The sequence below is a fragment of the Herbaspirillum sp. Her3 genome, from assembly GCF_057961275.1.
In genome coordinates, this window is sequence record NZ_CM176328.1 from 4,698,440 (window position 1) to 4,723,481 (window position 25,042).

Genomic DNA, 25,042 nt, shown 5'->3' on the forward strand with positions numbered 1-25,042 from the left:
ATCCCGTTGATCCCCCCGAGGAGTGCATATGACGCAAATGATGAAAGCGGCCGTCGTCCGCGAATTCGGCAAGCCCCTGTCCATCGAACAAGTGCCCGTCCCGACGCCGGGTCCGGGCCAGATCCTGGTCAAGTTCGAAGCCAGCGGCGTGTGCCATACCGACCTGCACGCGGCCCATGGCGACTGGCCCGTCAAACCCACGCCCCCGTTCATTCCCGGCCACGAAGGCACCGGCTACGTCGCCGCGCTCGGTGCGGGCGTCAAGCACGTCAAGGAAGGCGACCGCGTCGGCGTGCCCTGGCTGCACACTGCCTGCGGCTGCTGCTCGCCCTGCCGTACCGGCTGGGAAACCCTGTGTGCCGAACAACAGAACACCGGCTATTCGGTCAACGGCAGCTTTGCCGAATACGGCCTGGCCGATCCCAACTTCGTCGGCCGCCTGCCCGACGCGCTGGAATTCGGCCCCGCCGCCCCGGTGCTGTGCGCCGGCGTGACCGTCTACAAGGGCTTGAAGGAAACCGAGGTACGTCCCGGTGAATGGGTGGTCATCTCCGGCATCGGCGGCCTGGGCCACATGGCCGTGCAGTATGCCAAGGCCATGGGCATGCACGTGGTCGCCGCCGACATCCACGAAGACAAGCTGGCCCTGGCCAAGAAGCTGGGTGCGGACCTCACCGTCGATGGCCGCGACCACAATGCGGTGGCCGAGGTCCAGCGCATCATCGGTGGTGCGCATGGTGCGCTGGTGACGGCGGTGTCACCCAAGGCGATGGAACAGGCCTTCGGCTTCCTGCGCGCACGCGGCACCATGGCCCTGGTCGGCCTGCCGCCGGGTGACATCAGCCTGCCGGTGTTCAACACGGTCTTGAAGCGCATCACAGTGCGCGGCTCCATCGTCGGCACCCGCCAGGATCTGGAAGAGTCGCTGGTCTTCGCCGCCGAAGGCAAGGTCGCGGCCCACTTCACCTGGGACAAGCTGGACAACATCAATGCCATCTTTGCGCGCATGGAAGAGGGCAAGATTGATGGGCGCATTGTGCTGGATCTGAAGTAAGCGTCCGAAGCAATCAGATCAGCAGTATGAAAAATGGCGGCTCCTTGTGGAAGCCGCCATTTTCATTGACTGCGTTTCACTTTCAGGCAGGGGTGGATTCCTTGGGCTGCCATTGTTTGATGCCCGCCAGCACATCGCGCATCTTTTCGCGCGCCACCTCGGTGTCATGCGCAACCTGAGCGCGCAGCCAATAGCCATCGGATACACCGAAGAAGCGCGCCAGCCGCAAATCAGACTCTGCCGTGATGGCGCGCTTGCCGTTGACGATCTCACTGATGCGCAACTGCGAGACGCCGATTTCCTTTGCCAGGCGGTATTGAGTAATGCCCATGGGTTTCAGGAACTCCCGCTTAAGCAATTCGCCTGGCGATACAGAACCAATTTCTCGCATGATGCAGACCTCGCTGAGGTGACGATGGAAGCTGCATTCTGGCCCAGCCCGATCACGAAGCGAAGCCGCACCACCAACAACAGCCGCAATGTTGCTCCGCTTCGAGAACGTCACCTTTCTACCAATACCCCAACACCTTCCACCACACCATCCCCACCGTCGCAAACACCAGCAGCTCCACCACCGCCATCACGAAGCCCACGCCCCACCACTTGCCCATGGACACATAGCCGCTGCCGAAGATGATCGGCGAGGTACCGGTAGCGTAATGGGTCAGCGTCATCATCACGCCGGAACCGGCGGTCATCATCAGCATGAAGGGGACTACGTACTGCGGCGGCAGCAGTTGCGCGCCCACGGTGAGGAAGGCCAGCATCATCGCGCTGACGTGCGCCGTGGTACTGGCAAAGAAGTAATGCGACAGCACGAATACCATCAGCAGCACCGCTGCCGCAGCCGTCCACCCCATGCCGCTGGCAATGATGGCGGCCTTCATGCCTTCGGAGAACCAGGCGATGACGCCGGTCTTGTTCAACTGCTCGGCCAGCATCACCAGCGCACCGAACCAGACCAGGGTATCCCAGGCACTCTTCTCCGAGAGCACGTCATCCCAATCGATGGTGCCGGTGATGATGAGCACGAACAGCCCCACGAAAGCGACCACCGTCGGATCGAGCGTAAAGGCCGCCCCCAGCAGCATGGCCGGGACATTGGCCCACAGCAGCAGCAACAGGGCGAAGGTGCCCAGCATGACCTTTTCGCTGGCGCCGAGCTTGCCCATCTTGTCCAGTTCGCTGCGGGCGTAATCGACCGCATTGGGAGTGGACTTCAGTTCCGGCAGCGAGAGCAGGTAGATCACCAGCGGCATGATGAGCAGGCACACCAGACCCGGCAGCAGCATGCACAGCGCCCAGGTGGTCCAGGACAATTGCAGCGCATGCCCGGTGGCCTTGGCCACGTAATTGACCACCAGCGGATTGGGCGCGGTGGCCGTGAGGAACATGGCCGAGGTGATCGGATTGGCGTGATAGTTGACCAGCGCCAGGTAGGTGCCGACCTTGTTCTGCGTGCCCTTGGCCGGATCGGAATCGAAGGCATTGGCAATCGACTTCATGATGGGATGGACGATGCCGCCACCGCGCGCCGTATTGCTGGGCGTGAAGGGTGCCAGCACCAGTTCACAGATGGCCAGGCCATAGCCGATACCGACCGTGCGCTTGCCCAGCAGCGCGATGAACATCAGCCCGACACGCCGACCCAGCCCGGTCTTCTTCAGCCCGCGCGAAATCAGGATGGCCACCACGATGAGCCAGATCAGCGGATTGGAAAAACTGGCCAACGCATCGGCAATCGCCCCCTTGGATGAGGTAGACGTCACCTGCGAGAGCGAGACGATGACGATGGCCATCATCGCCATCACGCCGATGGGCATGACCTTCAGAATGATGGCCACGATGGTGGTGAGGAAGATCGCCACCAGCGCCCAGGCCTTGGGCTCCAGGCCGGCCGGACAGGGGGTGAGCAGCAGCAGGATCAGTACCGCCGTGGCAATCAGGGCCGGCACCAGCTTGAAGGGAACAGCGTCGTTGAAATACTTGAAGGTGGCTTTGAGTTGATTGAACATCGCATCATCCTGAAGACTATGAAAGCAAGATGGCCGCACAGCCTGTTGCCGTACGGCCATCCTTGCGCCAGTATAGTCAGCCGGGTCAGCGCGCAGTCGCGCTCATTGCCGATGTTTTGATCTGGGCCAGCAAAGTGCAGTTTTATTGGCGCTCAATGGAAGATCTCGGCCACCAGCGTGGCACCGATGAAGGTGCCGGCATTGGCGGCGAAGGACACCAGCACGATGCGCCAGCCAAGGCGACGGAAGGCCGGAATATCCTTGGCCAGCGACAGGCCGGCGAAGGTCAGCATGACCGGCGTCACCGACAGGAAATTGATCTTGCCGGTCAGCGCCACCAGCTGCGGCGCCCACGGACAGATCGGCGAGGTCAGGGCCATGGCCACGACGGAAACCCAGCACACCGCCGGTACCTTGCGCCCCGTCAGGCGGCACAGCACGTCACCCACCGCCACCGCCGCCAGGATCACCAGCATGCCGGGCAAGGTCTCGATGGGCTTGCTGCCATAGAGAATCCAGTCGCTCACCAGGGTCAGTACCGCCGCCACACCCCAGGCGCCCCACTTCTGCAGCGGGTTCAGCTCCGGCGCTTCGGCATGGTCGCTGGCGCTGACCTGGCTCTGCTCGGTGGAAGCGCGCGTGGTGCGCCCGAGGATGGGTTCCAGCACGCGATAGCCATACACCGCCAGCGGCAGCGAGATGAAGAGCGTGAAGTAGGTACCCAGCGTGGTGGTGATGAGGTTGCTGGCCGCCGCAAAGGTCATCACGTCCTTGGCCACGTCGGCAGTCTGCTGGGCCGCCACGGCGCCGGCCGCCGCCGCCATCATGCTGCCCGAACCCACGCCCGCCCCCATGGCCAGTGCATACGGATGGAAGATGTTGAGGCTGGCCAGGAAGCCCGCCAGGATGGCGATGAACACGGCGCCGAACAGGGTGCCGGTCAGGTACTCGGCCAGCACGCCGCGCCCCTCGGGAGAATCCATGCCATAGCGCTCGCCGATGATGGCCAGGCTGGGTTCGCGCCCTACCGAGAAGGTGGCACCGATGGCTTCGCGCTTGATGCCCAGCAACAGCGCCAGCGGCAGGCCGATCAGGATGGTGCCGACGAAATGCCCCAGCTCCTGGAAAGCCAGCGCCCAGCCGGCAGCAGCCAGCTTGGGCAGCGAACTGCCCACCATCACGCCCAGCTTGGCGATGAACAGCAGCAGCGCCGGCTGCAGCACCGAGGCCGCGCGGAATTGCAGGGACGTATCCAGCCGCAGCGGCGCCGGCATGGACTTGTGCAGCAGCCCCAGCACGCCGCCCATGAGGATGGCCCACACCATGGGCAGGAGCACCACCTTGCCCGGACCCACGTTGAACGTGACCGAACCGATCCAGTCGGCCAGCAGCATCACGATGGCGGTCAGGAAGTAGAGCTTCAGGAAGGGGAAGCGGCTACGCTCTCCCTGTGGTGGCGCGACATGACTGGCATAGCTTGCTTGCATCTTGCTTCTCCCTCGTGGCGACGGCCACCTTGCGCAGGCAAGGCGGCCGGTTGGTGGTGGATCGGTCAGTGTGTACTACGTAAAGTGCCGGGCCTCAGCCGGCATAGCCGAAAGGCGTGGCCGGATTGGCCGAGGTCTCGACCCAGACGCTCTTGGTCTGCGTATAGTCGTAGAGCGCTTCCATGCCGCTGGAACGCCCGTAGCCGCTGCGGTTGAAGCCGCCGAAGGGCGAGGCCACGTTGATGGTCTTGTAGCTGTTGACCCAGAAGGTGCCGGCGTTGACGCTGGCCGCCACCCGATGGGCACGCGCCACGTCGCGGGTCCAGACCGCGCCGGCCAGGCCGAATTCGCTGTCGTTGGCGATGGCGATGGCTTCCTCTTCATCCTCGAAGGGAATGGCCACGGCCACCGGACCGAAGATCTCCGAACGCGCCACCTCCATGGCATTGCTGGCATGCGCCAGCAGCGTCGGGCGCACGAAGTAGCCCTCCTCGCCATAGCGCGTGTGGCCGGCTGCCAGGGTCGCGCCCGCTTCCAGTCCACGGGCCACCATGCGCTGGATGTGCTCGTACTGCTTGCGGTTGTTGATCGGGCCAACTTCGGTGCTATCGTCCAGCGGCGCGCCCAGGCGGATCTTCTCGGCACCAGCGGCCACCGTCTCGACGAAGCGGTCATAGACCTTGCGCTGGACCAGCAGGCGCGACCCGGCCACGCAACTCTGCCCGGCGCCCGAGAAGATCGCCGCCTGGGCCCCGAAGGCCGCCAGGCGCAGGTCGGCATCCTCGAAGATGATGTTGGCCGACTTGCCACCCAGCTCCAGTACACAGGGCATCACGCGTGCGGCCGCAGCCTTGGCGATGAGTGCGCCGGTAGCGGGCGAACCGACGAAGATCACCTTCTTCACCGTCCAGGTCGCCATGGCCTGCGGCACCATTGTCTGGCCCAGTCCGGCCAGCACGTTGACCAGGCCGGCCGGCAGACCGGCCTGCTCGCCCAGGCGGGCGATGGCCAGCGAGGAGAAGGGCGTCAGTTCGGAAGGCTTGAGCAGCACCGCATTGCCGGTGGCAAGCGCCGGGCCGAGCTGCCAGCCGCAGGTGAAGGCCGGCGCGTTCCAGGGCGTCATCTGCAGCACCGTGCCATAGGGTTCGCGGCGGGTGTAGTTCAGGTGCGAACTGGGAACGGGAATGACTTCGCCGTAGAACTTGTCGGCCCATCCTGCGTAGTACTCGAACATCTCCGCGACCTTTTGCATCTCGGCACGGCAATCGCGAATGGGCTTGCCCGAGGAGATCGCTTCCAGTCGCGCCAGCGGTTCAGCCTCGGCGCGAATGACTGCGCCCACGGCATACAGGGCGCGGCCCCGTGCAGCGTGGCTCAGCGCCCACCACTGGCGCTGTGCGCGCTGGGCGGCGACAGCGGCCGCCTCTACCGCTGCGGCACCGCCATCGCGGTAGCTCAGCGAAGCGCGGCCGGTGGCGGGGTTGTAGAGCTGGATGCTCTCGCCCTGCCCGGCGACCAGCTCGCCGTTGATCCAGGAGCCGATCTCCTTGGCACCGGGGAAGAAATGGCCAAAGGCCAGCATCAGGTTTTCTGCGTCATTGCTTTGCATGGAGGACTCCGGAAATCAGTGTTCGATGTAATTGACGATGCGGTTGAAATCTTCTGCATCGGCCAGGCCTTCCACGCTGCGGGCCCACAGCCGCCCCGCTTCCCTGGCCAGGGGCGTGGTGCTGCGGGTCTCTTCGATCAGGTTCATGGCCAGGCGCAGGTCCTTGCGCATGAGTTTCATGGTGAAGCCGGAATCGAAGGCTTCATTGAAGATCCAGGTCGGATAGAAGACCTCGATCACCTTGCTGTTGGCCGAACCCGACGCCAGACCCTGGAAGATCTGGCGCGCATCCAGCCCGGCGGCCGCCGCAATGCGCGCCGCTTCGCCAGCGATGAGCAGATGGGTGCCGGTGACCAGGTTGTTGAGCAGCTTGGCCACGTGACCCGCGCCCACCGGGCCGACGTGCACGCGCTTGGCGCTCATCACCGCCAGGACCGGCTCGATGCGCGCGACGGTCTGTTCGCTGCCGCCGATGACCATGCCCATGGTGGCCGTGGCCGCGCCCTTGGGTCCGCCGCTGACCGGCGCATCCACCAGCTCCATGCCGGCCGCCTGCAACAGTGCGGCCAGGCGCCGGGTACTGTTGGGGTCGGCCGTGGTGGTGTCGACGATCACCAGCCCGGGCATGCCATGCTGCAACAGGCCACCCTCGCCCTCTACCACCTGCTCCACGATGTCCGAGGTCGGCAGCGACAGCACCACCATCTCCACGGCCGGCGCCAGCGCCGCTATCGAGTCCACGCAGCGCAGCCCCTGCTGGGCCAGCGCGGTGCGGGTGGATTCCTGGGCGTCATAGCCCAGCACCTCATAGCCCCCGCGCTGCAGGGAAAACGCCATGCCACGGCCCATGTTGCCCAGGCCAATCACTCCGATCTTCTTCATCCTCGTCCTTTGCGTTCTCAAACGATCAACTCATGTTCACCAAATGGAGGCGGCCTTGCGCCAGCATGATGCGAGGTCCGCACCGATTTTGCGCATCGCAGCAAAATCACTGACATACCGCACAAGATGCAAGGTGTTCGCAGCGTGATACGCGAACTTGCATCTGATGGGCATTGAGTTTGGCGGCTTTGATCACTACAATCAATCCGCACAGATCATGTTTATTGTTCTAATTTTGAGAACACGGAGACGCGCATGGGCGACACGCTCAATGACCACCGCATTGCCTATCTGCACGAAGCGGTCCGCACCGGCAGCGTACGGGCGGCGGCCGATGCCCTCGACATCGCGCCCTCGGCGGTGAGCCGCCAGATCAGCCTGTTGGAACAGGAACTGGCGGTGCCGCTGATCGAGCGCCACAAGCGCGGCGTCAGCCCGACCGAAGCCGGCGCCCTGCTGCTGGAGTATTACCGGGAGCAGCGCTCGCACCAGTCCGACGTGCTGGCCAAGCTGCAGGAGATTCGCGGCCTGAAGCGCGGATCGATCAACATCATCATGGGGGAGGGATTCATCTCGGACATGGTGAGCGGGCCCATCAAGCAGTTCTGCAAGAAGTACCCCGAGATTGCGCTGGTGCTGGACCTGGCCGGCACCAATGAAGTGGTCAGTGCGGTGGCCGCCGACGAGGCCGAGATCGAGCTGGTCTTCAATCCGCCGGTGGAGGCCAAGATCGTCAGCCGCGCAGTGGCGCGCCAGCCCATGTATGCCATCGTGGGCCGGCAGTTTCCGTTGCTGGGGAAAGTGGAGTCGGTGACGCTGCGCGAACTGGCGGGCTATCCGATGGCGCTCACGCACCTGGCCTATGGCACGCGGCAGCTGGTGGAAGCGGCCACGCTGATCGAGAAGACCCGGCTCACGCCCACCATCACCACCAACTCGATTGCCATCCTCAAGCATTTCGTGAAGTCCGAACTGGGCTTCACGCTCTTGCCGCTCTTTGCCGTGACCACCGAACTGGCGGCCCGCGAACTCTATGCGATTCCGGTACGCAATGCCCTGCTGGCCCGCTCGGAAGCCCACCTCATCACGCGCACCGGGCGGCAGCTCTCCACCGCTGCCAACCGGTTATTGCAGCATCTGAGCACGCGCATGAAAGCCTTCCAGCACTGAGCGCTCAGGCCGCCTGCAGGCCGCGCCCCTCGCCAAAGTAGAAGGACTGGATATCGGCCCGCTGGCGCAGCGCCTGAGCCTCATCGCTGAGCACGCTGCGGCCATGCTCCAGCACCGTGGCCCGATGCGCGTATTGCAGCGCCACCGCCGAGTTCTGCTCGGCCACCAACAGCGCCACGCCCTCCTCCCGGTTGAGCCGGCTCAGCTGCGCAAAGATGTCGGCCACCACTTTCGGCGCCAGGCCCATCGAGGGTTCATCCAGTACCAGCAGACGCGGCCGCGAAATCAGCGCGCGGCCGATGGCCAGCATCTGCTGCTCGCCGCCCGAACATAGCCCGGCCAGACTGCCGCGCCGCTGCTGCAATTGCGGGAAGAGAGCATAGATGCGCTCCAGCGCCTCGCGCAGCACGGGGCGCCGCGTGAAGTGGCCAGGCCATCCGGTCAGCAGGTTTTCTTCCACGGTGAGCGAGCTGAAGCAGTGCCGTCCTTCCAGCACCTGCGCCAGTCCCAGCCGCACCAGTTCGGCCGAACTGCTGCGGGCCACCTCGCGGCCATCGAAGAGAATGCGGCCGGCGCGCACCTGCCCGCGCTGCGCCGGCAGCAGATGCGAGACCGCCTTGAGCGTGGTCGACTTGCCCGCGCCATTGGCCCCCAGGAGCGCGTGGATTTCACCGGCCCGCACCTCCAGGCTGACGTCCTCCAGGGCCAGCAGCGCGCCCTGGTAGACCACCTCGATGGACTCGATCTGCAACAGCGGCGCACTCATCTCAGCTCCATGCGTGGAAGGGAGGCTTGACGCCATTGAGGTAGTAATTGCCGACGAGGGCATATTTCCACCGCACCGGATCATGCAGCGTATGGGTGCGCGCATTGCGCCAATGGCGGTCCAGGTTGTACTGGCCCAGGGTGGAGCGCGTGCCGGCCAGTTCGAAGAGCTTGTTGGTGGCGTGAATGGCGATCTCGGTGGAGAGCACCTTGGCTTCGGCCGTCAGGATCTGCGCACGTGCCACACTCTCGGCATCGGGCGCCGCCACGGCCGCATCGATGGCACGGCCGGCGCGTTCCAGCAGCGCTTCGCTGGCATGCAGGCGGATCTGCAGGTCACCCACGGCCTGGATGGAATACGGATCTTCCCAGGCATGGTCGCGCTGGCTGTCGATCCATGGCCGCGACTTGGTGCGCACGAAGTCCTGGGTATCGGCAATGGCAGCGCGGGCGATGCCCACGTCCACCGCGGCCTGGATGATCTGGAAGATGGCGCCATCGGCCGAGGGTTCCAGGTAGCCCTTGTAGGCCGGGATCAGATGCGTCTTGGGCACCTTCACCTGGTCGATGATGACGGTGCCGCTCAGCGTGGTGCGCTGGCCGAAGGCGGACCAGTCATCGATCACGGACAGGCCCGGCGCATTGCGCTCGGCCACCACGTACCAGGTGCGGTTCTCTTCGTCATTGGCGACGATGGGCACGTAATGCGCCAGCAGCGCACCGGTCGAATAAAACTTCTTGCCGGTCACGATCACGTGGTCACCGGCATCGATGAAACGTGTCTCGAAGTCCGCCGCGCGCTTGGAGCCCGATTCGGAAAACGCATTGCCCCAGCGCACGCCGCGCAGGAAATCGGCAAAGAAGCGCTTCTGCTGCTCCGGATCGGAGACCGTGCGCACCGCTGCCACGAAGCCCAGATGGTTCTGCGTGATCTGGCCCAGCGAGGGATCGGCCGCCGAGATGATGGCGATTACCTCGGCCAGCGTGGCATAAGAGACTTCGGCCCCGCCGAAGGCACGCGGCACGTTGATGGCCCACAGGCCGCTTTGCGAATAGGCTTCGATTTCTTCCACCGGCCAGCGGCGCAGGCGGTCGCGTTCGGACGCGCCTTCGGCCAGGCGCCTGGCCAGCGCATGGGCCACGGCAATGGCTTCGGCATCGTCGCGGATCACGTGCGCCGGCTTGTCGGAAAGCGGCAGACCCGGCACCGGGCCAGAGGCAAGCGAAGTGGAGTGGAAAGAGGGAGCGAGCACGGCAGACATGGTTCGGCCTTTCAGAAAAATGGAGAGGTGGGGGAAAAGGCAGGCGGCCCGGCAAGGCCCGGGCCGCCCGGCCATCAGTCATCGATGCTCTTGCGCACCTTGATATTCTTTTCCTTGGCATAGGCCAGGGCAGACTTTTCGATGATGGGACGCAGCAGTTTCCAGTCTGGCGCAATCCAGTCGGAGACCACGTGCCACTGCTTGCCATCCCATTGCTGGAAGGCCACCAGGCCATCGCCTTCGTGGTTGTCCCAGGTCACGTGGATGGAGTGGAACAGGCCCTTGGCACCGAGTGCGGCAGCGCGTGCCTGATCGATGTTGAGGTTTTCCAGACCCCAGCGGATTTCATCGCCGGTGAGGGTGCGCTTGCCGAACTTGGCCTGGGCGATGCGGATCGCTTCCACGTTGAGGATGCCGTTGAGTACACCCAGGTTGTGATAGACGCTGCCGATGCGCCTGGGATCCTGCAGGTTCCCCTTGCCGGCGCCATAGACGATCTTCTGGATATCCTGCAGCACCGGATACTGCGCCCCCGCTGCCACGGTGGTGATGGCCACGTAACCCTTGGCGGCATCGCCTGCCGGAATCACGTCCTCTTCCGAATTGGACCAGACGTTGCCGATGATGTGATCGGCCGGGAAGCCCGACTTCTGCGCCGTCTTCAACGCCACCGGATTCATCACGCCCCAGCCGCGCAGCACCACGTAATCCGGTTTGGCGCGGCGGATCGCCAGCCACTGCGCCTGCTGGTCATTGCCGGGATGCGGCACTTCGATCTGCTGCAGCGAGAAGCCATATTTTTCCGACAGCAGCTGGTAGATGGGGATGGTCTCCTTGCCGTAGGGCGAACCGTGATAGAGCACCACGATCTTCTTGCCCTTGAGCTTGTCGGTGCCGCCTTCCTTGCTGGCGATGTAGTTGACGATGCCCGAGGTCTCGCTGTACGGGTTCAGCAGCAGCGGGAAGATGTACTTGAACACGCGCCCGTCGGTGGTATCGGTGCGGCCGTGGTTGATCGTCAGGAGCGGCACCTTGTCGGCCGTCACGCGGTCCAGCAGCGCATAGGCGATACCCACCGAGAGCGGATTCCAGGTGGCGATGTTGGGACGCTGCTTCAGGCGCTCGTAGACTTCCACGCCGCGCTCCACTTCGTATTGGGTCTCGCCCTCTTCCCAGGTCAGCTTGACGCCGCCCACGCCGCCGTCGCGCAGGTTGATGAGGTTGAGGTAATCGATGAAACCGCCAAAGAAGCCGGTCCCGCCAGCGGCGTAAGGACCGACCCGGTAACTCTGCAGGGGGAAGAATTGTTCATCGGCGCGGGCATTTTGCAGGCCTGCAGACAGCAAGGCGGTGACGAGTATGAAGGCTTTTGTAAATTTTGAGTGCAGCATGGTGAGGAAGCTTCTCCGTGGTGAGTGTGGAAGTGAAGGTAAAAAGTTATGGTGAAGATGCAGGCGTATGAAGTCTGCGGCGCGCCCGTCCCCACAGCGCCGCCAGCCCCTGCGGTTCGACGATGAGGAAGAAGATGATCAGCGCCCCCAGCACGATGCGCTGGCTCATCTCCAGCACGCCCGAGTCGAACCACTGCCCCAGCAGCAGGCTGCCCAGGCGCGACAGCAGCAGCGGAAACACCACGATCAGCGCCGCCCCCAGGAAGGCCCCGCGTATCGTCGCCAGGCCGCCGATGATGACGATGAAGAGGATCTGCAGCGATCGATCCAGATTGAAGCCGGCCGGCTCCACCGTGCGCAGGTAGACGAAGCCCCACAGCACGCCGGCCACGCCGATGATGAAGGACGAGACCGCAAAGGCCAGCAGCTTGGTACGCAGCACCGGCACGCCGATCACGCGGGCGGCCTGTTCGTTGTCGCGCACGGCGATGAAGTGATGGCCGGTCTGGCTCTGTACCAGCCGCCAGCACAGCAGGGTCAGCACGGTGACGATGGCCAGCGCGAACAGGTAGCGCCCGGCCGGTGTATCGAAGGCGATGCCGCCCACCACCAGCGCCGGCGCATCGATCACGCCCGAGGGATTGTCATTGCTGAACCAGCTGAACTTGACCAGCACCCACTGCACGAAGAACTGCGCCGCCAGCGTCGAGACGGCCAGGTAAAAGCCGCGCAGGCGCAGGCTGGGCAAGCCGAAGACCAGGCCGATGGCGGTCGCCGCCAGCCCTGCCAGCGCAATGGAGACCAGCAGCGGCAAGCCCTCCACGCGCAGGTTGAGGTTGTAGGCGGCAAAGGCCCCCACCGCCATGAAGGCCGAACTGCCCAGCGAGAGCTGGCCGGCATAGCCAGTCAACAGGTTCAGCCCGACCGCCGCCAGCGAGAGCGCCAGGAAGGGAATCAGCAAGGCATCGATGACATAGGCCGAGGCGGCCCAAGGCAGCACGCCATAGGCCACCAGCAGCAAGAGCAGCCAGGGCCATGCGCCGCGCAGGGAAGCGCTGCGGGTGGACAGCGCGCGGGAAGGTGTGGCAACGGAAGTGGTCATGTCATGCCCTTTGCAATGCACGCTGGCCGAACAAGCCACTGGGCCTGACCAGCAGGAAGGCCAGCGCGGCGACATAGGCGAACCAGCCCTCGATGCCGCTGCCGACCAGCGGGCCGAGATAGACCTCCGCCAGTTTTTCCAACGCACCGATCAACAGTCCGCCGACGATGGCGCCCAGCACCGAATCGAATCCGCCCAGCACCAGCACCGGCAAGGCTTTCAGCACCACCAGCGACAGCGAGAACTGCACCCCGAGGCGCGCGCCCCAGAGCAATCCGGCGATCAGCGCAATCAATCCGGCCGTCGCCCACACCGCCGCGAGGATGCGCGGCAGGCGCAATCCCACGGCCAGCGCGGCAAAGCCGTCATCGGCCAAGGCCCGGAATTCCAGCCCCAGGCGCGTGTAGCGGAAGAAGACCGACAGCAGCGCCACCATCAGGGCAGCGGTAGCGGCCGCGAAGAGATCGAAGGAAGAAATCATCATCCCGCCCAGTTGCAGCGGCGTATCGGCGATGCCCAGTTCCAGCGCATGCACCTGCGTCCCCCACAGCAATTGCGCCGCGCCCTCGATGACGTAGGACAGGCCGAGCGTGGCCATGAACAGGGTCATCGGCGACTGGTTCTGCAGCGGACGCAACACCACCCGCTCAATCGACAAGCCCAGCAGGATCATCGCCGCCAGCGTCAGCAGCAAGGCCAGCAAAAAGGGAATGCCGTGCTCCACCAGGCTCACGAAGGTCAGCGCCGCAAACAGCAGCTGCGCACCCTGGGCAAAGTTGAGCACGCCCGAGGTCTTGTAGATCAGCACGAAGCCGATGGCCACCAGCGAATACATGACCCCCGAGAGCAGGCCACCGGTCAGCACTTCGGCAAAGAAGACCCAATCGACATCAGCCATCACGCGGCCTCCTCTTGAGGCTGGGGAGCGGCGTGCGCCACGCCCAGATAGGCATCGATCACGGCGGCATCCTGGCGCACCGCAGCGGGTGCACCATCGGCGATCTTGCTGCCATGCTGGAGCACCACCACGCGGTCGGAGATGCCGAAGACCACACCGATGTCGTGTTCGATCAGCAGGATGGCCGTATCGAACTGCGTGCGGGCGGCGCGCACGAAATGCGCCATCTCGCTTTTTTCGGTGACGGTCATGCCGGCCATGGGCTCATCCAGCAACAGCAGGCGCGGTCGCGCCACCAGCGCGCGCGCCAGCTCCACGCGCTTCTGCAGGCCATAGGGCAGGCCGCCCACGGGACGATGTGCATCGCTGCGCAAGTCAAGGAAATCCATCATCTGATCCGCCAGCGCGCGTGCCTCGCTGCGCTCGCGGCGGGCGCGCCCGAGGCCGACGATCTGCTCCACGAAGCTGGAGCGCATCGCATTGACGCGGCCCAGCACGATGTTGTCGCGCACGCTCAGGCCCTTGAACAACGCCAGGTTCTGGAAGGTGCGTGCCACGCCCAGCCGCCCCAGCCGTGCAGTGGGCACCTGGCGGAAACGCCGGCCGCCGAGATGGACCATGCCTTGCGTAGGCCGGTACAGCCCGCTCATGACGTTGACCAGCGAACTCTTGCCGGCCCCATTGGGACCGATGACGGCCAGGATCTCGCGTTCATGCAGGGCCAGGTCGACGTGGCGCAACGCCTGCACACCACCGAAGGAGAGGCTGATGCCTTCCAGCTGCAGCACCGGCGTGGCACCGGCCTGTGCGGCTGCTGACGGCCCGGCCTGCGCACTGAGCGCTGCCCCGGCCAGGCCGGGCAGCGCCGAAGCGGGCGCGCTGCCGATGCTCATGCCACCGCTTCCAGCGCGTTCGCCTGCGCAGCGCCGGCCGAGGCGGCCTGGCGCGCTTCCAGTTCGCGCACCAGCGGCAACACCTTCTGGCCGAAGTATTCGACTTCCTCGATGAAGTGCAGGAAGCCGGTCAGCACCAGGTCCACACCGACGGCCTTGAGCGCGACGATGCGCTCGGCGATCTGTTGCGGGGTGCCGATCAGATTGGTCTTGAAGCCATCGTTGTATTGCACCAGATCCTCGAAGGTGGACTTGGCCCAGTTACCCTCCCCTTCCGGTGATGCACGGCCGGCCTGCTTGACCGCATCGCCGAAGGCATGCACGGCTTCCACGTGGGCATGCTTGATGATGTCCTGCAGGACGGCTTGCGCTTCTTCTTCGGTATCGCGGGCGATCACGAAGGCGTTCACGCCGATGCGCACCTTGTGGCCGTTCTGCGCGGCCTTGGCCTGGATGTCGTCGATCTGTGCCTTGAGGCCTTCGACCGTATTGCCGTTGGTGAAGTACCAGTCCGAGACGCTGGCCGCGTTGTCGCGCGCTGCGCGGGAGCTGCCACCCTGGAAGATTTCCGGATGCGGTTTTTGCACCGGCTTGGGACTGAGGGTGTAATTGTTGAAGCGATAGAAATCGCCCTTGAAGGTGAAGTCGTCCTGCGTCCAGATGCCCTTGAGCGCGCGGATGAATTCATTGGAGCGGCGATAGCGTTCGTCGTGTTCCAGCCAGGGTTCGCCGATGGCCTGGAACTCGCCCTTGAACCAGCCGCTGACCACGTTGATGGCGATGCGGCCATTGGAGATGTGATCGATGGTGGCGATCTGCTTGGCTACCACGGCCGGATGCCACGGGCCCGGCAGGATCGCGGCCAACACCTTGAGCCTGGTGGTGGCGTGCAGCAGGGCCTGGCTGAAGGAGACCGACTCGTGCTGGTATTCGGCGCCATAGCCGGCGGTAAAGCGGATCTGGCTCAGGGCGTATTCGAAGCCGGCCTTTTCGGCGGCCACGGCCAGGCGCTGGTTGTATTCCAGGCTCCAGTCAGTGCGCTGCGGGATCTTGCTCACCACCAGGCCGCCGCTGACGTTGGGGACCCAATAGGCGAACTTGACGGCATCGGTGCGCGGGGCGGTGGTGGACTGTGCTTGGCTCATGAAAAATCTCCTGTGGATCTTGCGGTCATCAAAAAAATGGATGTAAGGGCAATGCAATGGACAGAATCAACTGATGCAAACCAGTCTGAGACCGTTCGGACTGAGTAGGCCCGCCAGGGCCGTATCGAAGACGCGCATCGGCCGGAGCGTCCTTCGATACGCGGCAAGGCCGCTACTCAGGATGAACGGTGTCTGGCGGCACAACCGAGTCAGCCCACCTAGCTCGGGGCTGCGCTTGTTGCCAGCGCCTGCAGCACCGGCAGCGCACGCTGCACGGTCAGTGCAATGCGCTCCTGCAAGGCCTGGCTGGTAATCGTTTCGTTGTCGAATTCGTTGGCATTGGCATACACGCCCAGGGGCAGGGGCAGCGTCTGGAAGAAGGCGAACAGCGGACGCAGCTGGTGATCGATGACCAGCGCGTGGCGGTCGCTGCCCCCGGTGGCGGCCAGCAGCACGGGCTTGCCGAAGAGCGACTCCTGCGGCACCAGGTCGAACAGGTGCTTGAACAAACCTGAATAGGAACCGCGATAGACCGGACTGCCGGCCAGCAGCAGGTCGGCAGCGCCGATGGCGGCGATCTTCTGGCGTACCGGGTCGGGCAATTGCTCCAATTCGGTCGCGCTGAGCAACTGGCCACTGAGGTCGGACAGCGCCACCACGTCGGTCTGGATGGCAAGGTGCTGGCCCAGTTGCGCCGCGATGGCATGCAGCAGGCCCAGGGTGCGGGAAGGACGGCGGCCGCTTCCGGCGACGATGACGACTTGCAGGGGACGGCTCATGAAGAAGGCTCTCCTTGGATGGCTAGAGGGGGACGCGATCAATTGCGCCCTTCTCCTTCAGCGAAGAACGTGCCATCTGGTGAAGCCTTTCAAATCAATGACTTGCAAAATATGCGCTACTGCTGCAGCAGCAAGATGCTCAGGGACTGCTGCTGCAGCAGCAGTTTTTCTGATCTACGAATTACTAAGTTTTCAAAGCTGTATGACAGCTTCTTCCCTCCTCGGCCTGGTTGTCGCCACAACACGACGCCCTATCGTCAGGCCCTTGTCAGACAAGTGTTTGCGCCAGATGAACCAACGTATACCGAGCATGCTTATGCTGAATTGATCGTTAATTCGTCCTGTGCATATTGTTAGAATCAATTCGCTGTCTTCCTGCGCCTCCCCCCGATGCAGGAGACTCATCCAGTCCGGAGCCTGACATGCATGCCAGCCATCGCTCTGCCCATCTCTATGCGCTGTCCTCTTCACCAGAGGGTGACGGCGACATCACAGCGCGCACTATCTCACCGCTGCTGACGCTGCCGCATGCGCGCAAGCTGGGCACTTCCATTCGCGCCACCGCGCAGGTGTTCCATGACCCGGTCTCGCTGGCCTTGCTGGAGCGCGTGCAGCGCGTGGCACCCAGCGACGCCAATGTGGTCATCATCGGTGCCACCGGTACCGGCAAGGAATTGATTGCACGCCACGTCCATGCATTGAGCGCACGGCGCGATGCGCCTTTCGTGGCGGTGAACTGCGGGGCGTTTTCGGAGAGCCTGGCCGAGAGCGAATTGTTCGGCCATGAGAAGGGCGCCTTCACCGGCGCCATCGCCCACAAGGCCGGATGGTTCGAGGCCGCCAATGGCGGCACCTTGTTCCTCGATGAGATCGGCGACCTGCCGCTGGCCATCCAGGTCAAGCTGTTGCGGGTGCTGCAGGAACGCGAAGTGGTGCGGCTCGGTTCCCGCCGCAGCATCCCCATCGACGTGCGCATCATCGCCGCCACCAACGTGCGCCTGCAGGATGCGGTGGCCGCCGGGCATTTCCGCCAGGACCTGTATTACCGGCTGCAGGTCGTGCAGCTGGCCATCCCGCGCCTGCGCGAACGGCCGGCCGACATCCTGCCGCTGGCGTATCACTTCCTGCATGAGTATCGCCAGCGGCTGGGCTATGGGGCCACGCGCATCGATGCCGAGGGCGAGCGCAAGCTGCACCAGCACGACTGGCCGGGCAACATCCGCGAACTGGAAAATGCCATCCATCATGCACTGCTGATCTGCCAGGATGACGCCCTGCGCCCCGAACACTTCCATCTCTCGCACGTGGAACGCCGCGCGGACTATGCCGCCGGGACGGTCTCATGCACCAGCGGCGATCCGCTGCACGGACTTGAGCAGGCCTTGCAGACGCTCTTCAACCAGTCGCAGGACGGCCTGTTCGAGAAGATCGAGGACACCATCTTCCGCACTGCCTTCGAATTTTGCGAACGCAACCAGGTGCAGGCCGCGCGCCTGCTCGACATCAGCCGCAACGTGCTGCGTGCGCGACTGATCCGCAACGGGCAGATTTCGGCATTGAAATGAAGCGCACTGTCTGCGCATTTTGACCGCAGCGGCGCCGCATTGTTATGATCCCGCCTATCACTCTAGGGGAATGGCAATGCAGCGCTGGACAATTTCGGTCGATGACGACCTGGCGGCAGAGTTCGACAAGTTCGTCGACAGCAAGGGTTACTCGAACCGTTCCGAAGCCTTCCGCGACCTGGTGCGCAAGGAACTGGGACAGACTGAACTGGACGAGGGCAAGTCGCGCTGGTGCGTGGCCACCGTCAGCTACATCTACGATCACCATGAGCGCATGCTGGCCAACCGGCTGACCCAGCTGCAGCATGAGCACCATGACGTCGCCATTGCGTCCCAGCACGTTCATCTGGATCACGACAATTGTCTGGAGACGACGATCCTGAAGGGGCGCGTGGACGAAGTACGCGCCTGCGCCGACGCGATCATTTCACAAACCGGCGTGCGGCATGGGAACGTCCATATCGTGCCGGTCGAGATGAAGAAGGAAAAATACGTGCGTGCCACCCACGGGCATGGGCACGTTCATTTCCATCCTAAGTCCTGAAGTGTGGCCAGGTAGAGTCTCAGCTGATATCTGAGGCGGGCGGCAGATCCAGCTCGTCATAGCGCCGCCACTTGTAGATCAGCAGCGACAGCAGCCAGGCGGCAACGAAGAGCCCGATGATGAGATAGCCGATCACGCCGAAGCTGTCGCTGAGCCGGCCGATGAAATCCCAGAAGGCGCCTGACAATTCCAGCTTGTCCGCCAGCAGCCCCAGCACTTCGATACTGCCCACCAGCACCGCCACCAGCACTGAGACAAAGGTGATGGTCATGTTGTAGTAAAGCTTGCGCACGGGCTTGACGAAGGCCCAGCCATACGCGCCCAGCATCAGGATGCCGTCGGTGGTGTCGATCAGCGACATGGCAGCCGTAAAGAGCAGCGGGAACAGCAGGATGGTCCAGATCGGCAAGCCATTGGCCGTCTGCGTCGCGGAGATGCCGAGCAGGGAAATTTCGGTGGCGGTATCGAACCCCAGCCCGAACAGGAAGCCCAGCGGGTACATGTGCCAGCTGCGCGTGATGAGCTTGAACATGGGCCGGAAAATGCGTGCCATGAAACCGCGATTGCCCAACAGCAGGTCCACGTCTTCTTCCACGTAAGGCTTGCCGCTGCGCAGGTCGCGGAACTTGCGCCAGACGGATCTCAGCACGATCAGGTTCAGCACCGCGATGAGCAGCAGGAAGAAGGCAGACACCAGCGTCCCGATGATGCCGCCGATCTCATGGAATGAATCCATTTGGTTCTTGAGGGCCATCGCACTGAGCGCCAGCAGCAGGCAGGCGAGGATGACCACCGTGGAGTGTCCCAGCGAAAACATCAGGCCGACGGCCACCGGTTTCTTGCCATCCTGCATCAGCTTGCGGGTCACGTTGTCGATGGCGGCGATATGGTCGGCATCGACCGCGTGCCGCAGCCCGAATCCATAGGCCAGAAACGCCGTGCCCAGCAACAGGGGCGTCTGCCTGAAGGCCAGATACGCGGCGATCCAGACGGCGACGTTGAAGAAAATCAGGAAGGCGTAGATGGCGATGACCTTGTTCCGCAGTTCGGGAGCGGCGTCATTGAGCACGGTGCGCAAGGATTGAAACATGGCAGCTTGGCGATGGGCCGGCTCGCTCCATGGAGATCGCCGACCTTCATATGATTAAAAAATAAATCATCATACTCTTTATCGCTGACCGTTGGCTGACTGCACAGCTTGCCTGGAGCCAGCGCCGGCAGAAAAGACAACGCCCCGATGCACAACCTGCGCAACGGGGCGTTTTTCATGCATGCAGGAAATTCATGCTTCCATGCGCATCCATTCCTCCCGCGCCTGCTTCAGACGGGCCACGCCTTCGATGATCTCCGATGGCTGGGCATTGGCGAAGGACAGCCGCCAGTGCCCTGCGTGGGGCTGCGTCGCATAGAAGGCGCTGCCGGGCACGTACATCACGTTGTGGCGCACCGCAGCCTGCAACAGCGCGGTGGCGTCCGTACCATCCTGCCAGCTGGCCCAGATGAACATGCCGCCTTCCGGAGCGATCAGCGCCAGGCTCTCGCCAAAGGCTTCGCGCAAGGACGACAGCATGATGGCGCAGCGCTCGCGATAGGTGGCGATGATGAGCGGCAGATGTTCCTCCAGGCGGCCGGCCTGCAGGTAGTGCGCGGCCACCATCTGCATCCACGGTGCCGTGCACAGGTCGCCGGTCTGCTTGGCGATCACCGCACGGCGCAGGATCTCACCGGGGCCGCACATCCAGCCGATGCGCAAACCCGGTGCCACGGTCTTGGAGAGGCTGGACAGGTAGACCAGCCAGTCGCGTGCGCCCTCGATCTCCTGCGCGACCTGCAGCAGCGGCGGTTCGGCCTGGCCGGAGAAACGCAGCTGGCCATAGGGATCATCCTCGATCACGATGAAGCGGTAGCGCACCGCCAGCGCCAGCAGATGGCGCCGCCGCGCCAGCGGCAAGGTGGCGCCGGTCGGGTTGGCAAAGCTCGGCACCAGGTACAGCAGCTTGGGCCGGGCACCCGCCAGCAGCATGGTCTCCAGGGCCGCAGTATCCATGCCCTGGGCATCGCCGGGGATTTCCATCAGCTCGGCACCGGCCAGGCGCAGAGCCTGGATCGCCGCCGGATAGCAGGGCCGCTCGATGGCGACCGACTCCCCCGGTTCCAGCAGGATGCGCAGCAGCAGCTCGAAACCCTGCTGCGAACCGGTGGTCACGATCAGCTCGCCCGCATCGGCACCGCCGATGCGCTTGCGCGTGAGCTCCTTGAGCACCTGCGCCAGCTGCGCCGTGCCTTCGGTGGCGCCATATTGCAGGCAGGCCGCCGCCGCGCCGTCGAGCAGGGTGGCGGCGCTGCGTGCCAAGCCCTGCGTATCGAACAGCGACGGCGCCGGATAACCGCCGGCAAAGGAGATCATGCCGGGCTGCTGGGTGTACTTGAACAGCTCCCGGATGGGCGAGCCTTGTGGCGACTGGAAGGCCGGATGGAAGCGATAGGCGACGGTCATGACGGGACGATGCTTATTGCTCGATCATGCGGTTCCAGCGGTTGTTCCACTCGGAGCGCTTTTCGTTGATGGTGTCCCAGTCCACGGTATTGAGGTTCCTGGTCAGCACCTCGCTCTTGCCCAGCTTGGCTTGCGCGGCCTCGGACAGGGGCACGTTGCGGTTGACCGGAATCGAATTGGTCAGTGCCATGCTCTTGGCCTGCACGGCCGGGGTCAGCAGATATTCCACCAGCTTCTGGGCCAGTTCGGGTTCGCTGTTGCCCTTGATGGGGCAGGCGCCGGTCATGAGCAATACGCCGCCCTCCTTGGGCGTGGCGAATTCGGCGGGGATACCCTTGTCCTTCAGGTTGGCGATGCCGGTGACGGTCAGCGGGAAGATGGCGGCTTCATTGGTCTGCACCATCTCGGAAATCTTGGCCGAGCTGGAGAGGTATTCGACCACGTTGGGGCCGACGGTGCTGCCCCACTTCTTGAAGCCCGGCTCGACGTTCTTGTCGGTGCCGCCCACCAGGCGGTTGAACATCATGAAGCCATACAGGCCAAAGGTACTGGCCGAGATCGACTGGAACACCACCTTCTGCTTGTACTTGGGATCGGCAAAATCCATCCACGAAGTCGGGGCCGGCCAGCCCTTTTCGGCGAACAGCTTCTTGTTGTAGCCGATGCCGAGCACGCCCATCTCGATGGCCACGGCCTGGTCGTTGGCCAGGCGCGCGAAGGGATAGACATCCTTGAGCACGGCAGCGTCCTTGACCTTCTCGCACAGGCTCATGTTGATGGCGCGGTACATGATGCCGTCATCGAGGAAGGCCACGTGCATCTGCGGCTTGTCACGCTGGGCCTGCATCTTGGCGATGATGTCGGAGGAGGTGCCGGGCACCACCACCACCTTGACGTTGTTGGCCTTCTCGAAGTCGGGGAAGATCGAGGCGCTGTAGTTCTTTTCCATCGTGCCGCCGTTCATGCCGACGTAAATGGTCTTGGTCTGCGCCTGCGCGCCAGTGGCGACGAAGGTCGCTGCGATTGCACAGGTCACTGCCAGGGTCTTCATCTTCATTACTGCACTCCTTGCCGGTTTGCCGATGTGGATCCCGCTTGCGCGGGCGTGGGTCGTGGGATGCCATGCCAGATCCCTTGTTGGAGCAGGGATCTGGCAGCGGTGCTGCTTTTTTCTTGGGATGTACCGGTGGACTACGCGGGCACTTAGTCGATATCGAACTTCACCCCCTGCGCCAGCGGCAGGGTCTTGCTGTAGTTGATGGTATTGGTGGCGCGGCGCATGTAATTCTTCCAGGCGTCGGAACCGGATTCGCGGCCTCCGCCGGTTTCCTTTTCGCCGCCGAAGGCACCGCCGATTTCCGCACCGCTGGTGCCGATGTTGACGTTGGCCAGGCCGCAGTCGCTGCCCACGGCCGAAACGAACAGCTCGGCTTCGCGCATGTCATTGGTGAAGATGGCCGAGGACAGGCCTTGCGGCACGGCGTTGTTCATGGCGATGGCGTCGCTCAGTTCATCGTACTTGACGATGTAGAGGATGGGCGCGAAGGTCTCGTGATGCATGATCGCGGTCTGGGCCGGCATGGTGACCACGGCCGGGCGCACGTACCAGGACTGCTGGCCCATCACGTCCACGCGTTCGCCACCGGTCACTTCACCACCCTGCTCGCGGGCTTGCGCCAGCGCGGCCTGCATGGCATCGAAGGCGGCCTGGTCGATCAGCGGGCCGACCAGGGTATCGCCCTGCAACGGATCACCGACCTTCACGCTGGCATAGATGCGCTTGATCTGCGCCACCACCTGGTCGTGGATGCTGCTGTGGACGAACAGGCGGCGCAGGCTGGTGCAGCGCTGGCCGGCCGTACCCACGGCCGAGAAGGTGATGGCACGCAGGGCCAGGTTCAGGTCGGCCGAGGGCGCGACGATCATGGCATTGTTGCCGCCCAGTTCCAGGAGGCTGCGGCCCAGGCGCTCAGCCACGACGGTGGCCACCTTGCGGCCCATGCGCACGCTGCCGGTGGCGCTCACCAGCGGCACGGCGGCCGAGCGCGACAGGGTTTCGCCCAGGTCGGCGCCGCCGATCAGCAAGGCGCACAGGTTGGCAGGCACCAGGTTGGGACGCTGCGCCGAGAAGCGCGCCACGGCCTTGGCGAAGAGGGCTTGCACGGCCAGCGCGGTGACAGGGGTCTTTTCGGACGGTTTCCACACCACGGCATTGCCGCACACCAGCGCCAGCGCGGCGTTCCACGCCCACACGGCGACCGGGAAATTGAAAGCGGTGATAACGCCGACCACGCCCAGCGGATGCCAGGTTTCCATCATGCGGTGGCCGGGACGCTCGGAGGCGATGGTCAGGCCATGCAACTGGCGCGACAGGCCCACGGCGAAGTCGCAGATATCGATCATTTCCTGCACCTCGCCCAGGCCTTCGGAGAGGATCTTGCCCGCTTCCCGGGTGACCAGGGCGCCCAGTTCGTCGCGGTGCTCGCGCAGCACTTCACCCAGCACGCGCACCAGTTCGCCGCGCACCGGCGCCGGCACTTCGCGCCAGGCCAGGAAGGCTTGCTGTGCGTCGGCAATGGCGGCTTGGGCATCGGCCGGCGTCTGCGCCTTGAGTTGCGCGATGACCTCGCCATCGCGCGGCGAACGGATCACCAGATCGTTGCCGGCCCAGGCAGAGAAGTCGGCACCCAGGGTGGAGAAGATGCGTGGAGAAGACATGGGATTCCCTTGAAAAGTGGAGTGGGATGGGTCTGGAACGATGGAGTATAAGGACAGCCGGCCCTATTGTTAAAACCAAAAAATTTCACCACATCATGAGTTTTTGGAATGCACTGCCCTGGCGCGCGGGAATGGGAGCGGATGCGCGAGGATGGTGCGGCGCATCACTTCACATCGCCCGGAAGCGCCGATGGAACGGGCTTTTCCGAGCAGATGCCGGGGCCGCGCCGGAGGCTGCTCGCGAGGCGACCATGGCCTGCCCGGCCGATCACCTGAGCGCACATGCAAAGCGCACCGCCATGAGTTTTAGTCAGCATGGGAAAATGCGCGCACCGAATCGATGCACGCGGGCGAAGGGCCTCAGCCGCCCTGCGCTTCGCTCAGGATCCACTCGCGGAACTTGAGGATGGCGGCCTTGCCGGCATTCTTTTCGGGATAGACGAGGTAATAGGATTGCGGACTCTTGACCGCCAGCGGGAAAGGCACGTGCAACTGCCCCAGGCTGATCTCGGTCTCGACCATGAACTTGGGCATGAGCGCCACGCCCATGCCGGCGACGGCGGCCTGGATGACCATGGCCAGTTGCTCGAAACGCGGTCCCGACAAGGCGTTGGGACAATCCACGCCAACATGGCGGAACCAGTCCTGCCAGGCTTGCGGACGCGTGGTGTGCTGCAGCAGCGTGACGTTGGCCAGGTCGTCCACCGTGGGCAGGCGTTCGGCCAGGGCCTTGCTGCAGACCGGTACCACTTCCTCGCCCATCAACCGCACCATCACGGTATCGGGCCAGTCGGGTTCGCCGAAGTGGATGGCGGCATCCACCTGGCGCGTATTGAAATCGAAGGGCAGCACTTCCGTGCTCAGGTTCAACAGCACGTCCGGATGGGCGGCGGCGAACTTGGCCAGGCGCGGGATCAGCCACTTCACGCCGAAGGTCGGCAGGATGGCCAGGTTGAGCACGCTGGCCAGGCTGTTGTAGGTCATGACCTGGAAGGTCGCCATCTCGATCTGCTTCAGGATGGTGGAGACCTGGGCCGCATAGTCGCGGCCGGCCTCGGTGAGGATCAGGCGGCGGTTGATGCGCTCGAACAGCTTGACGTTGAGATAGTCCTCCAGGATCGCCACCTGGCGGCTGACCGCGCCCTGCGTCATGTGCAGCTCATTGGCCGCCTTCGTGAACGACATGTGCCGGGCCGAGGTATCGAAGGCGATCAGGCAGGACGTTGACGGGATGAAACGGCGCATGGGACGAATTCCGCTGGCTGA

22 protein-coding genes are annotated in these 25,042 nt (G+C 64.0%); 4 read left to right on the forward strand and 18 right to left on the reverse strand.

The window, feature by feature from the left end; translation table 11 throughout:
• The first annotated feature begins 28 nt into the window (after nt 1-28).
• Complete coding sequence (adhP, locus tag ACVC5H_RS21425; protein ID WP_489619747.1) at nt 29-1,054, forward strand: alcohol dehydrogenase AdhP; 1,026 nt, start codon at nt 29-31, stop codon at nt 1,052-1,054.
• An 82-nt stretch (nt 1,055-1,136) separates the two neighbouring features.
• Here adhP and ACVC5H_RS21430 read toward each other — a convergent pair whose 3' ends face one another.
• From ACVC5H_RS21430 to ACVC5H_RS21450, 5 genes are all read right to left on the reverse strand, one after another.
• Complete coding sequence (locus ACVC5H_RS21430) at nt 1,137-1,445, reverse strand: HigA family addiction module antitoxin (protein ID WP_489619748.1); 309 nt, start codon at nt 1,443-1,445, stop codon at nt 1,137-1,139.
• Nucleotides 1,446-1,563: 118 nt separating this feature from the next.
• Nucleotides 1,564-3,069 (reverse strand): DASS family sodium-coupled anion symporter, encoded by a 1,506-nt coding sequence (locus ACVC5H_RS21435; protein ID WP_489619749.1) that lies wholly within the window; start codon nt 3,067-3,069, stop codon nt 1,564-1,566.
• Between the two features lie 152 nt (nt 3,070-3,221).
• Nucleotides 3,222-4,556, reverse strand: a complete 1,335-nt coding sequence (locus ACVC5H_RS21440) for a DUF3100 domain-containing protein (protein WP_489619750.1) — start codon at nt 4,554-4,556, stop codon at nt 3,222-3,224.
• A 94-nt stretch (nt 4,557-4,650) separates the two neighbouring features.
• A complete protein-coding gene (locus ACVC5H_RS21445) occupies nt 4,651-6,165 on the reverse strand; it encodes an aldehyde dehydrogenase family protein (protein WP_489619751.1) in 1,515 nt (504 codons plus the stop codon).
• A 15-nt stretch (nt 6,166-6,180) separates the two neighbouring features.
• Nucleotides 6,181-7,047 carry an NAD(P)-dependent oxidoreductase gene (locus ACVC5H_RS21450; RefSeq protein ID WP_489619752.1) on the reverse strand — a complete coding sequence of 289 codons (867 nt, stop codon included), beginning with the start codon at nt 7,045-7,047 and terminating at the stop codon, nt 6,181-6,183.
• Between the two features lie 255 nt (nt 7,048-7,302).
• On the opposite strand from ACVC5H_RS21450, the gene ACVC5H_RS21455 reads away from it, so the two are divergent.
• On the forward strand, nt 7,303-8,217 hold the full coding sequence (locus tag ACVC5H_RS21455; RefSeq protein ID WP_489619753.1) for a LysR family transcriptional regulator: 915 nt from the start codon (nt 7,303-7,305) through the stop codon (nt 8,215-8,217).
• A gap of 4 nt (nt 8,218-8,221) precedes the next feature.
• On the opposite strand, the gene ACVC5H_RS21460 is transcribed toward ACVC5H_RS21455, so the two are convergent.
• The 8 genes from ACVC5H_RS21460 to msuE form a co-directional block, all read right to left on the reverse strand.
• Entirely contained in the window at nt 8,222-8,983 is a 762-nt protein-coding gene (locus ACVC5H_RS21460; RefSeq protein WP_489619754.1) for an ABC transporter ATP-binding protein, read from the reverse strand.
• Between the two features lies 1 nt (nt 8,984).
• A complete protein-coding gene (locus tag ACVC5H_RS21465) occupies nt 8,985-10,244 on the reverse strand; it encodes an SfnB family sulfur acquisition oxidoreductase (protein ID WP_489619755.1) in 1,260 nt (419 codons plus the stop codon).
• Nucleotides 10,245-10,318: 74 nt separating this feature from the next.
• Nucleotides 10,319-11,635 (reverse strand): ABC transporter substrate-binding protein, encoded by a 1,317-nt coding sequence (locus tag ACVC5H_RS21470; protein WP_489619756.1) that lies wholly within the window; start codon nt 11,633-11,635, stop codon nt 10,319-10,321.
• A 46-nt stretch (nt 11,636-11,681) separates the two neighbouring features.
• Nucleotides 11,682-12,737 carry a branched-chain amino acid ABC transporter permease gene (locus ACVC5H_RS21475; RefSeq protein WP_489619757.1) on the reverse strand — a complete coding sequence of 352 codons (1,056 nt, stop codon included), beginning with the start codon at nt 12,735-12,737 and terminating at the stop codon, nt 11,682-11,684.
• 1 nt (nt 12,738) lies between these two features.
• Nucleotides 12,739-13,635: a branched-chain amino acid ABC transporter permease gene (locus ACVC5H_RS21480; protein ID WP_489619758.1), complete on the reverse strand. Its 897-nt coding sequence runs from the start codon at nt 13,633-13,635 to the stop codon at nt 12,739-12,741.
• Complete coding sequence (locus tag ACVC5H_RS21485; protein WP_489619759.1) at nt 13,635-14,528, reverse strand: ABC transporter ATP-binding protein; 894 nt, start codon at nt 14,526-14,528, stop codon at nt 13,635-13,637. Before ACVC5H_RS21485 ends, ACVC5H_RS21480 begins: the two co-directional genes overlap by 1 nt.
• Nucleotides 14,525-15,673 (reverse strand): dimethylsulfone monooxygenase SfnG, encoded by a 1,149-nt coding sequence (gene sfnG / locus ACVC5H_RS21490; RefSeq protein WP_489619760.1) that lies wholly within the window; start codon nt 15,671-15,673, stop codon nt 14,525-14,527. Before sfnG ends, ACVC5H_RS21485 begins: the two co-directional genes overlap by 4 nt.
• Before the next feature lie 218 nt (nt 15,674-15,891).
• Nucleotides 15,892-16,452, reverse strand: coding sequence for an FMN reductase (gene msuE, locus ACVC5H_RS21495; RefSeq protein WP_489619761.1), 561 nt, complete (start codon nt 16,450-16,452; stop codon nt 15,892-15,894).
• Nucleotides 16,453-16,874: 422 nt separating this feature from the next.
• On the opposite strand from msuE, the gene ACVC5H_RS21500 reads away from it, so the two are divergent.
• Together ACVC5H_RS21500 and nikR are read left to right on the forward strand one after the other, a co-directional pair.
• Complete coding sequence (locus ACVC5H_RS21500) at nt 16,875-18,017, forward strand: sigma-54 interaction domain-containing protein (RefSeq protein WP_489619762.1); 1,143 nt, start codon at nt 16,875-16,877, stop codon at nt 18,015-18,017.
• Nucleotides 18,018-18,093: 76 nt separating this feature from the next.
• Nucleotides 18,094-18,561 carry a nickel-responsive transcriptional regulator NikR gene (nikR, locus tag ACVC5H_RS21505; RefSeq protein WP_489619763.1) on the forward strand — a complete coding sequence of 156 codons (468 nt, stop codon included), beginning with the start codon at nt 18,094-18,096 and terminating at the stop codon, nt 18,559-18,561.
• A 19-nt stretch (nt 18,562-18,580) separates the two neighbouring features.
• On the opposite strand, the gene ACVC5H_RS21510 is transcribed toward nikR, so the two are convergent.
• The 5 genes from ACVC5H_RS21510 to gcvA form a co-directional block, all read right to left on the reverse strand.
• Nucleotides 18,581-19,651 carry a HoxN/HupN/NixA family nickel/cobalt transporter gene (locus ACVC5H_RS21510; RefSeq protein ID WP_489619764.1) on the reverse strand — a complete coding sequence of 357 codons (1,071 nt, stop codon included), beginning with the start codon at nt 19,649-19,651 and terminating at the stop codon, nt 18,581-18,583.
• Nucleotides 19,652-19,843: 192 nt separating this feature from the next.
• Entirely contained in the window at nt 19,844-21,058 is a 1,215-nt protein-coding gene (locus ACVC5H_RS21515) for an aminotransferase-like domain-containing protein (RefSeq protein WP_489619765.1), read from the reverse strand.
• A 13-nt stretch (nt 21,059-21,071) separates the two neighbouring features.
• Nucleotides 21,072-22,115 carry an ABC transporter substrate-binding protein gene (locus ACVC5H_RS21520; protein WP_489619766.1) on the reverse strand — a complete coding sequence of 348 codons (1,044 nt, stop codon included), beginning with the start codon at nt 22,113-22,115 and terminating at the stop codon, nt 21,072-21,074.
• A gap of 146 nt (nt 22,116-22,261) precedes the next feature.
• Nucleotides 22,262-23,776 (reverse strand): L-piperidine-6-carboxylate dehydrogenase, encoded by a 1,515-nt coding sequence (gene amaB / locus ACVC5H_RS21525; RefSeq protein WP_489619767.1) that lies wholly within the window; start codon nt 23,774-23,776, stop codon nt 22,262-22,264.
• A gap of 360 nt (nt 23,777-24,136) precedes the next feature.
• Nucleotides 24,137-25,021: a transcriptional regulator GcvA gene (gene gcvA, locus ACVC5H_RS21530; protein WP_489619768.1), complete on the reverse strand. Its 885-nt coding sequence runs from the start codon at nt 25,019-25,021 to the stop codon at nt 24,137-24,139.
• Nucleotides 25,022-25,042 lie beyond the last annotated feature (21 nt).